Source organism: Paenibacillus sp. FSL H3-0457 (assembly GCF_037981725.1).
Lineage (GTDB): Bacteria > Bacillota > Bacilli > Paenibacillales > Paenibacillaceae > Paenibacillus > Paenibacillus amylolyticus.
Window position 1 is genome coordinate 2,573,148 of the sequence record NZ_CP150283.1, and the last position, 11,917, is coordinate 2,585,064.

Genomic DNA, 11,917 nt, shown 5'->3' on the forward strand with positions numbered 1-11,917 from the left:
TTTTTGAATGCAGGGGCTTTTCATGCTTTAAGGGGGTACAAGGAGGAACACGATGAGCGGATTCGAGGAGAAAAGAAAACGGTTTGAGTTGTTGATGAAACAGGCAGAGCTTCCGGCTGGTCTGTTAGATCCCTATTTTTTGGATGGATGGATTGAACAAGTAGAGACCAATCGAAGTAATCGGGAATGGAATATTCTGATTGCAAAGGATACGTTGGTACCCGCTCCAATCTATCGCACATTTTGCCTGCATATCCAAGAGAAAATGAATCATATCGCCAAAATTTCATTTGGCTTCAAATACACGGACCAAGTACAAAATGGTGATATCGTCAGTGAATATTGGAATCTGTTTCTGGAGTGGGTTACCCGTGAGATTCCATCTGTAAATGGTTGGATGAACCGGACAACCTTTGAATGTGAAGAGGATCTTCTACAACTGACAATGAGTGATGCAACGTCGATGGAATTGGCTCGTAAGAAACAGATTGATCAGGCTATTACGAAATTCTATGAAAAATACTTTCATCTACCTCTTCGCATCAAGATGCAAGTGGGTGAAGTGGGAAGTAATAAAGAGGCCATGGAACAGTTCCAGGCCCAAAAACGTGTAGAAGAACTTGAGGTCATCGAGAAGATGATGAGTGAAGTGGACACAGAAATCCCGGTGGATGAGGAGCAGGGTGATCTGCGTTTGCAAATGGGTTATGACATCAAGGAGCCAGCAGTACCCATGCAGGAAATCCAGGATGAAGAGAAAAAGGTCACGCTTCAAGGTTCGGTGTTTGGTCTGGATCGTAAAGAACTGCGAAACGGAAATACGTTGTTTACCTTCTACCTGACCGACTTCACGGATTCCATGCAAATGAAGATGTTTGCCAAAACAAAAGAAGATGTAAAAATTCTCAGTTTGTTGGCTAATGGTAAATGGGTGAAAGTGCGTGGTCGTGTAGAATATGACCGGTTTATGCAAATTCCTGAACTCGCCATGATTCCTTCGGATTTGATTGAAGTTAAAGCACCGCCGTCTCGTAAAGATAATGCACCAGAGAAGCGGGTGGAGTTCCATTTGCACTCTACGATGAGTACCATGGATGCTGTAACTTCAATTGACAAATACGTGAAAATGGCAGCGGAGTGGGGACATAAAGCTATTGCTGTCAGTGATCATGGTGGGGTGCAGGTATATCCCGAGGCTTCCAAGGCTGCTAAGAAAAACGGGATTAAAATGATCTACGGCCTTGAGGCCAATGTTGTGAATGACTCTGTTGCCGTTGTAATGGCTCCTCAGCCATTGGATCTTCAAACAGCAACATACATCGTATTTGATATCGAGACCACAGGTTTGTCGGTAACACAGAACAAAATCATTGAGATTGCAGCCGTGAAGATGCAAGATGGTAAAGAAATCGACCGATTTGCAACGTTTGTGAATCCGCATGAACGCATTCCCTACAACATTCAGCAATTGACCAATATTAATGATGACATGGTAAAAGACGCACCTGAGCTGGAGCCTGTCATTCGTGAGTTTGTGCAGTTTGCTGGTGATGGTGTGCTTGTTGCGCATAATGCACGTTTTGATATGGGCTTTATCCAGGCTTCCCTGAAGCAAATTGGAATGCCAGAGCTTCCTAACCCTGTCCTTGACACGTTGGAACTGGCGCGATTGTTATTTCCAAAAAATAAGAACCACCGTCTGAATACGATGGCAGATAAATATAAGGTTGGACTTGAAAGTCATCACCGTGCCATTGATGATACGATTGCACTCGCGGGTATACTGATCGGATTATTAAATGATGCTGCTCAGATGAAAGGTTTAACGAGGCTTGATCGCTTGAACGATTATGTAGGTGTCGACTTGTCGAATACAAGACCTTTCCATTGTGGAATCTATGCATTGAATGATGTCGGTAAGAAAAATCTATACAAGCTGGTATCTCTCTCTCATACGGAACATTTCAAGCGGGTACCGTGCATTCCCAAATCGAAACTGATTAATTTGCGTGAAGGCCTTGTTATTATATCGGGCTGTGAAAAAGGGGAGTTTTTCGAAGCGGTGCTTAACAAATCGCTCGAAGAAGCGGAAGAGATCGCTGAGTTTTATGACATACTGGAGATTCAACCACTTACCATGTATATGCATTTGGTGGATAAAGGGTTGGTGGCTACACCCGAAGAAATCAAAACAGCGATCCGTAAAGTCATTGATATAGGTGCAAAATTTAATAAACCAGTCATAGCCACAGGTAACGTGCACTATTTGGAACCGCGTGACAAGTTATATCGGGATATCACCATTCACGGAATTACAGGTTTTAGTCCACTCAAAGATCAACGTAAACCGGATGCACATTTTAGAACGACAGAGGAAATGCTGGAAGAGTTCCAGTTCCTGGGCCAAGATAAGGCTTACGAAGTCGTTGTTACAAATACGATAGAGTTATCTGATCGTTTTGAGGAAATTAAGTTATTCCCGGACAAACTGTTTACTCCGATTCTGGAAGGTGCGGACGAAGAAATCCGTAATACCTGTTATGACACTGCCAAGTCCATCTATGGCGAGGAATTACCAGAAGTAATCGTGGCACGACTAGAAAAAGAGCTCATTCCAATTATTAAATACGGTTTTTCTGCCAACTATCTGATCTCGGAACGCTTGGTTAAAAAATCGAATCAGGATGGTTATCTCGTAGGTTCGCGGGGATCGGTAGGCTCCTCTGTTGTTGCTACATTTTTGGGTATATCCGAGGTTAATCCACTACCTGCTCATTATATTTGTGTGAATTCAGAATGCAAACACAGCGAGTGGTTCCTGGACGGCAGTGTTCGGAGTGGATTTGACCTTCCAGAGAAAGAGTGTCCGGATTGTGGTGGCACACTTAAAGGAGAAGGCCAGGATATTCCGTTTGAGACCTTCCTTGGATTTAAGGGAGATAAAGTTCCCGATATTGACTTGAACTTCTCTGGTGATTATCAGCCTCATGCTCATAACTATACGAAAGTACTATTTAGTGAGAAGAGTGTTTTCCGTGCGGGGACCATCGGTACGGTGGCTGAGAAAACAGCATTTGGTTTTGCCAAGAAGTACGAGGAACATCATCAGAAGAAATGGCGTGGAGCTGAATTGAATCGTTTGGCCTCTGGCTGTACTGGGGTGAAACGGAGTACTGGTCAGCATCCCGGTGGTATTGTCGTAGTACCTGATTATATCGAGGTCGAAGACGTTACACCTGTTCAGTTTCCGGCTGACGACGTTAATGCGGAGTGGAAAACGACACACTTTGATTATCATGCTTTTGAAGAAAACTTGCTGAAACTTGATATTCTGGGGCACGATGATCCAACTATGATGCGGATGTTACAGGATTTGACAGGGGTCGATCCAACGACCATTCCGATGAATGATCCCAAAGTCATGAGCATGTTTAACTCAACCGACGCTCTGGGTGTTACACCGGAACAGATTAGGTCGCCAGTCGCGACGTTTGGCGTGCCAGAGATGGGAACGAAGTTTGTACGTCAGATGCTTGTTGAATCCCAGCCGACGTCTTTTGCCGATTTACTGCAGATTTCCGGATTGTCCCATGGTACAGGGGTATGGCTTGGAAACGCCCAGGATCTGATTAAGAACGGAACGTGTAACATTAAGACGGTAATTGGTTGTCGGGATGATATCATGTTATTCCTGATCTATAAAACGGGAATGGACGCAAGTCTGGCATTTAAGATTACCGAGAGTGTTCGTAAAGGACGGGGTCTGCCACAGGAATGGATTGACGAGATGAAGAATTGTAAAGTGCCTCAATGGTACATTGATTCGTGTCTCAAAATCCAGTACATGTTCCCGAAGGCTCACGCGGCCGCTTATGTTATTTCGGCAGTACGTACGGCGTTCTTCAAGCTGTATCATCCGATTGAATATTACGCAACTTACTTTACTGTTCGAGCTGATGAGATTGATATCGAACTGATGTGTCAGGGATATGACGCGATCTATCGCAAAATTACGGAAATTGAGCAATTAGGTTTCCAGGCACCTCCAAAAGAGAAAAATATGTTACCTGTCCTGGAAATGGGTCTGGAAATGGCAGCACGCGGATTCTCGCTGAAATCCATTGACTTATACCGTTCAGAAGCGACAAAGTTCATCGTTGACGGAAAAACACTAATCCCTCCATTTTCAGCTTTGGCAGGAATCGGGGATAATGCAGCTCGCAATATTGCTGCGGCAAGAGATCATGGTGAATTCCTGTCAGTGGAAGACTTCCAGCAGAAGTCGAAAGCAAGTAAGACCATTGTTGAACTCCTGTCGAATATGGGATGTTTCCGTGGCTTGCCAGAGAGCAATCAGCTTTCCCTTTTCTAGGATTGAATTTGGATCTAACCATAGCGATTGTTGGGGGAACGTAATTTTTCCTTCATTAGTAAGTAAACTGCCTGAAGCATCGCTTACTTGTCACTATTACCAGACTATGTTATAATTTTTGAAGTGAACGAGATAGTACGAATTTCTAAAGAGTGGGGAAACCCACTCTTTAGTCTTTGGTATACAAGAATCTTGGGTATTGAATAATCTGCCAGTGCTTTTTTGCTGGTGTAACCTAAGTTGGAGGTTATTGGTTTTGAGCACAACGAACATTAAATCTACCGTGGAAGAAATGATCCAACCCTACTTGAACGAACAAGGCTTCGAGCTGGTTGACATCGAATACGTCAAAGAAGGCAGCAACTGGTTTTTACGGGTGTATGTCGACAAAGAGGGTGGCATCGACATCGACGATTGTGTCTTGATCAGCGAAAAGCTGAGCGCCAAGCTGGATGAGAACGATCCGATTCCAACCATCTATTTCCTTGAAGTGTCTTCTCCCGGTGCGGAGCGTCCACTGAAAAAACCTGAGGACGTTACCAAAGCTGTAGGCAAAAATGTTTTTGTTACAACCTACGAGCCGGTGAACGGATTGAAGGAATTTGAAGGCAAGCTGCTTTCCTTTGATGACGATGAACTCGTGATCGAAGCAGGCAAAAAACAGCATGCCATTTCTTATGATAAGGTTGCCAGTGCGCGCCTAGCTATTTTGTTTTAAGTGCCTTGTTCACTTTATTAATGAAAAAGACACATCTCACGATAACGGCAAGGTGCTCATGAGTTCAGAGCCTTTCGCCGTTTTACGTATGAGATGCCATGTTTGAAAGGGGGATCAACATTCATGAGTACGGATTTTATTGAAGCAATGAATGAATTGGAACGGGAAAAAGGGATCAGCAAGGATGTGCTGTTTGAAGCGATCGAGGCTGCACTAATTTCCAGCTACAAGCGGAATTTCAACACGGCCCAGAATGTGCGTGTTGACATGAACCGTAATACGGGAGTTATTCGGGTGTATGCCCGTAAATTGATCGTGGAAGAAGTCCTGGATTCACGTACCGAAATTTCATTGCCTGCTGCACGAGAAATCAACCCACACTTCCAGCTGGAAGATATTGCGGAGATTGAAGTTACGCCGCGTGATTTCGGACGTATCGCGGCACAAACTGCCAAACAGGTAGTGACCCAGCGGATTCGTGAAGCCGAACGCGGCCTGATCTACAACGCTTTCGTAGATAAGGAAGAAGATATCGTTACGGGAGTGGTGCAGCGTCAGGATTTGCGCAATATCTACATCGATCTGGGCAAAATCGAAGCGGCTTTACCGCTGACCGAATTGATGCCGAACGAGAAGTTTGTTCATGGTGACCGTATTAAGGCGTATATCACCAAGGTCGAGAATACGACGAAAGGGCCGCAAATCATTTTGTCCCGTACCCATCCGGGCCTCTTGAAACGTCTCTTTGAACTGGAAGTGCCTGAGATCTTTGACGGTGTAGTTGAAATTCGCTCCGTCGCTCGCGAAGCAGGGTTCCGCTCCAAGATTGCCGTTCATTCCCGCAACGAGGAAGTTGATCCAGTTGGATCTTGTGTAGGTCCTAGGGGAATGCGCGTGCAGACCATTGTGGGTGAGCTGCGCGGTGAAAAAATCGACATCGTTCGTTTCTCCGATCAGGTAGACGAATATGTTGCTAATGCACTGAGTCCTTCCAAAGTATTGGAAGTTCATGTATTTGAGGAAGAAAAGATGGCTCGGGTTATCGTTCCGGACTATCAACTGTCCCTCGCAATTGGTATCAAAGGCCAAAATGCCAGATTGGCAGCCAAATTAACCGGCTGGAAAATCGACATTAAGAGCGAGAGCCAGGCGGAACAGGAATTCGGCAGAGAAAAAGATTCTTCTTCTGAAATGCATCAGGATTCCGTCTCCGTCGACTAAAGTAAAGTACGGGGGGCGCTGACGTATGAAACCAAAAAAAGTGCCGCTGCGCAAATGTGTGGCATGCCAAGAAATGATGCCCAAAAAGCAGCTGATTCGCATTGTTAAAACGCCAGAGGATGAAGTGCTGATCGATTTGACTGGCAAAAAATCCGGACGTGGTGCCTATTTATGCGGCAAAGAGTCCTGTTTTAAGCTCGCACTCAAAAACCGGGCTTTGGATCGGGCGTTAAAAGGCAAAGTCTCACCTGAAATTTACGAGCAATTAGCAGCTGACTTCATCGCGGTTGAGGATGAATTCATAGCAGCACAGGAGCGTGAACATGACTAATATTAAAACGCTGTCTTATTTGGGACTCTCTATGCGTGCAGGTAAACTTGTAACAGGTGAAGAAATTGTACTTAAAGCGATCCGTTCTTCCGAAGCTAAAATGGTTATTGTTGCGGGTGACGCCTCAGCCAATACACAAAAGAAATTTCGCGATAAATGCGGAACTTATAAGGTTCCTCTGTTGATCGGATTTGACCGGGATAGTCTGGGTTCAAGTATCGGTAAAGACACGCGTGTTGTTCTTGCAGTAACGGATCGAGGGTTTGCAAAAATGATCTCCAAGCAAGTCGGTATAATGTCGGAGGTGGAGTATATTGAGTAAACAGGAAAACAAGGATAAATTGCGGGTTTATGAATATGCGAAGTCCCTTAATATGAGTAGTAAAGAAATTATAACCATTCTTAAAAAGCTGGAAATTCCCGTAAACAATCATATGAGTGTCATGGAGAATGGTTCAGTCGGTAAGGTGGAACAATTTTTTAAAGATATAAAATCCACTGCTGCTTCGAAACAAGGCAACGATGCAAAACCAGTTGCAACTTCGGCAGTACGCAGTGACAAACCAGTGGACAGCAACAAGCCGGCCGGCGGAGTGAACACGCCGATTAGCAGCAACCCATCCGGTAGTCCCGTACAAACAAAAATACAACAGGAAAAGCAGGTAGGTATGAACAATAGACCAAATTCCAACAATAACAATGGCACTCAAAGACCCAGCGGCCAAGACAGTCGCAACAGAACGAACTCTTCCCAAGGCTCAAGCCAAGGGGGACAATCAACTAACCGTCCAAAACTAGCTCAAGGTGGACAAAGCAGTACTGCATCCCGTCCGCAAGGAACGGGTCAACGTCCGAATAACAGCGGTGGCGGTCAAGTAAGAACTTCAGGCCCTAACAGCGGTGGTAATACAGGTACTGCTGGCAACCGTAGCGGTGGCCAAGGTCAGAGCCAAGGACAAGGCCAACGTAGAAGCGGCCCAGGTGGTACTACTGGCAGCAACAACAATAGTGGTAACCGTTCGAACAGCGGTGGCGGTGGACGTCGTTATGATGACAACCGTGGCGGTAACTTCCGTGGTAACCGTGGTGGCAAGAACAACCGCAACAGAAATCAACAACAGTACCAACAACGTGAGAAAATTGATAACACACCTAAGAAAATCATCGTTCGTGGTGATATGACCGTTGGTGAAACAGCGAAGTTGCTCCATAAGGATGCTTCCGAAGTTATCAAAAAGCTCATCGCTATGGGTGTTATGGCAACAATCAACCAAGAGCTTGATATCGAAACGATCCTTCTGCTTTCAGGTGAATTCGGTGTTGAGGTTGAAGTGAAGATTGTGCTTGAAGATGACCGTTTCGAAACACTGGAAGAGAATGATGATGCTGCTGACTTGCAGGCTCGTCCACCAGTAGTTACGATCATGGGTCACGTTGACCATGGTAAAACTACTTTGCTGGATGCGATTCGTTCTACGAATGTATCCGATGGCGAAGCAGGCGGAATCACGCAACATATCGGTGCTTATCAAGTTGAAATTAACAACAAAAAAATCACGTTCCTGGATACTCCGGGTCACGAAGCGTTTACAGCGATGCGTGCACGTGGCGCACAAGTTACGGATATGACGATTATTGTCGTAGCTGCGGATGACGGTGTTATGCCACAGACCATTGAGGCGATTAACCATGCCAAAGCTGCTGGGCTACCAATCATCGTTGCTGTCAACAAAATTGACAAGCCGGGCGCTGATCCAGATAAAGTGAAACAAGAATTAACCAGCTATGAACTCGTTCCGGAAGAGTGGGGCGGAGATACCATCTTTGTTAACGTGTCAGCGAAACAAAGAATGGGTCTGGAAGGTCTGCTTGAAATGATTCTGCTCGTTGCAGAAGTGAACGAATACAAAGCGAACCCGGACAAACGTGCCCGTGGTACAGTGATTGAAGCCGAGCTGGATAAAGGACGTGGCCCAGTTGCACGTATCCTCGTACAGCACGGTACATTGAAAGTCGGCGATGCTTTCGTTGCAGGTAACTGCTTCGGTCGTGTTCGTGCGATGGTCAATGACAAAGGTCGCAAATTGAAAGAAGCTGGACCTTCAACACCTGTAGAAATCACAGGTCTGACTGAAGTTCCAGGTGCGGGAGATCCATTCATGGTGTTTGAAGATGAGCGCAAAGCGCGTTCCATCGCTGACAAACGTTCGATCACGCAACGTGAATCCGATCTGGGTACGCATACTCGTGTGACGTTGGATGATCTGTTCCAGCACATCAAAGATGGCGAGATCAAAGATCTGAACGTAATCATCAAAGGTGATGTACAAGGTTCGGTTGAAGCATTGAAAGGTTCCCTTGCGAAGATCGAAGTTGAAGGTGTACGCGTGAAAATTATTCATAGCGGCGCTGGTGCAATCACAGAATCCGACATCATTTTAGCTGCAGCATCCAATGCTATCGTGATCGGTTTCAACGTTCGTCCTGATAACCAGGCGAAATCAACTGCAGATCAAGAGCAAGTAGACATTCGTCTGCATCGCGTGATCTACAGTGTTATCGAAGAAATTGAACAAGCGATGAAAGGTATGCTCGATCCGATCTACAAAGAAAAAGTTATCGGTCATGCTGAAGTTCGGAGCACGTTCTCCATCAGTAAAGTGGGTACCATCGCTGGTTGTATGGTTACCTCGGGTAAAATTACGCGTTCTGCGGAAGCACGCCTGATTCGTGATGGCATTGTCCTTTACGAAGGTAAGCTGGATTCCCTGAAACGTTATAAAGATGATGCCAAAGAAGTAGCACAAGGTTACGAGTGCGGTATCACACTTGATAAATATAATGATCTCAAAGAAGGCGACGTTATCGAAGCTTTCATTATGGAGACAGTACAACGATAAGCAAGGAAGCATGAGGTGAACAACAATGGCTAAGATTCGTACAGGTAGAGTGGGCGAGCAGATCAAGAAAGAAATAAGTCTGCTCATCCAGTCTGAACTGAAAGATCCACGTATCGGCTTTATTACGGTAACGGGAGTCGAAGTGACAGGAGACTTGTCGCAAGCCAAAGTTTATCTGAGTGTCTTCGGTGAACAGGAACAAAAAGATAACACGCTGAAAGCTCTGGCAAAAGCAAATGGATTTTTGCGTTCGGAGCTGGGCAAACGTATCCGGTTCCGGCATGTTCCCGAGTTGATATTTAAGATTGACGAATCCATCGCTTATGGCAGCCGAATTGAGAAGCTGCTTGGCGATATTGGTTCCGACAAGAACGAATCCCAGTAACAGAATAGAGGAGACGGCAATGCACACTTATGAACAGGCGCTCCAGGCCGGAAAGCAATTTCTGCTGGAGCATGATGATTACCTGGTCGTGTCGCATGTACAGCCGGACGGTGACGCAGTCAGCTCGACGGTAACGGTGGGCTGGCTGCTGTCATGTCTGGGTAAGACATTCACGATGATTAATGAAGGTGAAATCCCCGGGCGTATGCAATTTTTGTGGGAAGCAGGCAACATTGTGAACATGACCGAACAACCACCGCAGCGAAAATATAAAGCTGTTATCTGTGTGGATTGTGCAGACTTTGCCAGAGTAGGTTTGACACGTCATTATTTCGAAGACGATGCTGTTATTTTGAATATTGATCATCACCCTACAAATGACGGTTATGGTACAGTTAACATCATTAAGTCTGATGCTGCTGCAACGGCTGAAATCTTGTTCGATTTTCTTAACCTGTTCCAAGTAACATGGGATAAAGATGTTGCGACGGCAGTTTATACAGGATTGCTTACCGATACAGGTGGATTCCGCTATGCCAACACCAGCCCAAATGTAATGACAACTGCCTCCAGACTGCTTGAACATGGCGTGGATGGACCCTATCTCGCCCAGACCTTGTTGGAGCAGGTGACTCTTCCGCAAGTTCGGATTTTGAATCAGGCACTATCAAGCCTGCAGATGACAGATGATGGAAAGATAGCCTGGGTTGTTATTACACCAGATGATATGGTGGCTTGTGGAGCAGCTAATGAAGATCTTGAAGGGGTAGTGAACTATCCGCGCAACATTCAGGGCGTGGAAGTTGGTATCTTTTTCAAAGTCATCAACGAGAATGCAGTCAAGGTTTCTTTGCGTTCAGCTGGTAAAATTGATGTTGCTGCACTAGCACAGACCTTTGGCGGAGGCGGGCATGTGCTCGCAGCCGGATGTCGTCTGGAAGGCAGACTTGATGATATTATCGCAAAAGTGCTGAAGCAGGTGAATTCACAATGGTAAAGCCATTTGAAGGTGTACTTCCGGTATATAAACCGGCGGGATTTACTTCTCATGATGTTGTAGCCAAAATGCGTCGCATTCTCAAAATGAAGCGCATTGGGCATACGGGCACACTTGACCCACAAGTTACAGGCGTTCTGCCGCTCTGTCTTGGACGGGCGACACGTGTGGTGGAGTACATGCAGGAGCTTCCGAAGGAATATCTGGCTACGCTGAGATTGGGACTGTCTACTGACACAGAGGATATGACAGGGGAAGTCATTGAGCGGGCTGAAACGACTGTGGAAGTAACACAGGAACAGGTTCAACAGGTGCTTGAGCAGTTTCTGGGCACGATCTCACAGGTACCACCCATGTATTCTGCGGTAAAGGTAGACGGCAAACGTCTTTATGAGCTTGCTCGTGAAGGTAAGACGGTAGAGCGTAAGAGCCGTGAGGTCACAATCTATGAGCTCGAACTCACTGGGATTGAGACTCAGGGTGAGACCACCGATATATCCTTCCGGGCATTATGTTCAAAAGGTACTTATATTCGGACATTGTGTGTAGACATTGGTCGGCAACTTGGATATCCATCAACCATGGTTCAACTGGAGCGTACGATATCGGCAGGTATCTCTGCAGATCGTTGTCTTCGTATTGAAGAAGTGGAACAACTTATGGCTGACGGGACTTTGGCGGAGGCGCTGATTCCTGTTGACGAGGCTATTGCTTCAATTCCGGCCCACAAGGTTGGAGAAGAACTGACCAAAGGAGCACTGCAAGGTCAGAAACTGTCTGCGCGTCTTCTGGAACCGCCTGTGGAGCAACCTGGTTTGCTGCGGTTGTATGCTCAGGATGGTACGTTTCTGGGGATATTTGAGCGGGATGAACTAAAACCAACGGTGAGGGCAGTTAAAGTCTTTTTGCCGGAATAAAGAGGTTTCGGGCTTGGAGTTGTGGTGATGCTCTAGCTTGGCCTATCTAGTGAAATGCAGGTGAATGATTGTGAAA

9 protein-coding genes are annotated in these 11,917 nt (G+C 45.9%); all 9 read left to right on the forward strand.

All coding sequences use genetic code 11. The features are described from left to right. Positions 1 to 52: 52 nt before the first annotated feature. The 9 genes from MHH25_RS11590 (at position 53) to truB (ending at position 11,841) form a co-directional block, all read left to right on the forward strand. Positions 53 to 4,372, forward strand: a complete 4,320-nt coding sequence (locus tag MHH25_RS11590; RefSeq protein ID WP_340020010.1) for a PolC-type DNA polymerase III — start codon at positions 53 to 55, stop codon at positions 4,370 to 4,372. Between the two features lie 256 nt (positions 4,373 to 4,628). Beyond that, positions 4,629 to 5,090 (forward strand): ribosome maturation factor RimP, encoded by a 462-nt coding sequence (gene rimP, locus MHH25_RS11595; protein WP_036609311.1) that lies wholly within the window; start codon positions 4,629 to 4,631, stop codon positions 5,088 to 5,090. A gap of 123 nt (positions 5,091 to 5,213) precedes the next feature. Next, positions 5,214 to 6,311 carry a transcription termination factor NusA gene (gene nusA, locus MHH25_RS11600; protein ID WP_036609309.1) on the forward strand — a complete coding sequence of 366 codons (1,098 nt, stop codon included), beginning with the start codon at positions 5,214 to 5,216 and terminating at the stop codon, positions 6,309 to 6,311. Between the two features lie 25 nt (positions 6,312 to 6,336). Further along, a complete protein-coding gene (locus MHH25_RS11605; RefSeq protein ID WP_036609307.1) occupies positions 6,337 to 6,642 on the forward strand; it encodes a YlxR family protein in 306 nt (101 codons plus the stop codon). After that, complete coding sequence (locus tag MHH25_RS11610; protein ID WP_017689142.1) at positions 6,635 to 6,964, forward strand: ribosomal L7Ae/L30e/S12e/Gadd45 family protein; 330 nt, start codon at positions 6,635 to 6,637, stop codon at positions 6,962 to 6,964. Before MHH25_RS11605 ends, MHH25_RS11610 begins: the two co-directional genes overlap by 8 nt. Next, a complete protein-coding gene (gene infB, locus MHH25_RS11615; protein WP_340020012.1) occupies positions 6,957 to 9,542 on the forward strand; it encodes a translation initiation factor IF-2 in 2,586 nt (861 codons plus the stop codon). The genes MHH25_RS11610 and infB overlap by 8 nt, the downstream gene beginning before the upstream one ends. A gap of 25 nt (positions 9,543 to 9,567) precedes the next feature. Beyond that, entirely contained in the window at positions 9,568 to 9,927 is a 360-nt protein-coding gene (gene rbfA, locus MHH25_RS11620; RefSeq protein WP_017689140.1) for a 30S ribosome-binding factor RbfA, read from the forward strand. A 19-nt stretch (positions 9,928 to 9,946) separates the two neighbouring features. Next, positions 9,947 to 10,924 carry a bifunctional oligoribonuclease/PAP phosphatase NrnA gene (locus MHH25_RS11625; protein ID WP_076318527.1) on the forward strand — a complete coding sequence of 326 codons (978 nt, stop codon included), beginning with the start codon at positions 9,947 to 9,949 and terminating at the stop codon, positions 10,922 to 10,924. Further along, complete coding sequence (truB, locus tag MHH25_RS11630; RefSeq protein WP_076249803.1) at positions 10,918 to 11,841, forward strand: tRNA pseudouridine(55) synthase TruB; 924 nt, start codon at positions 10,918 to 10,920, stop codon at positions 11,839 to 11,841. The genes MHH25_RS11625 and truB overlap by 7 nt, the downstream gene beginning before the upstream one ends. Positions 11,842 to 11,917 lie beyond the last annotated feature (76 nt).

Bases quoted from the DNA above. Each gene is read 5' to 3' on its own strand.
- nusA (WP_036609309.1), top strand. From the start codon at position 5,214: ATGAGTACGGATTTTATTGAAGCAATGAATGAATTGGAACGGGAAAAA.
- MHH25_RS11590 (WP_340020010.1), top strand. From the start codon at position 53: ATGAGCGGATTCGAGGAGAAAAGAAAACGGTTTGAGTTGTTGATGAAA.
- MHH25_RS11625 (WP_076318527.1), top strand. From the start codon at position 9,947: ATGCACACTTATGAACAGGCGCTCCAGGCCGGAAAGCAATTTCTGCTG.
- truB (WP_076249803.1), top strand. From the start codon at position 10,918: ATGGTAAAGCCATTTGAAGGTGTACTTCCGGTATATAAACCGGCGGGA.
- MHH25_RS11605 (WP_036609307.1), top strand. From the start codon at position 6,337: ATGAAACCAAAAAAAGTGCCGCTGCGCAAATGTGTGGCATGCCAAGAA.
- rbfA (WP_017689140.1), top strand. From the start codon at position 9,568: ATGGCTAAGATTCGTACAGGTAGAGTGGGCGAGCAGATCAAGAAAGAA.
- MHH25_RS11610 (WP_017689142.1), top strand. From the start codon at position 6,635: ATGACTAATATTAAAACGCTGTCTTATTTGGGACTCTCTATGCGTGCA.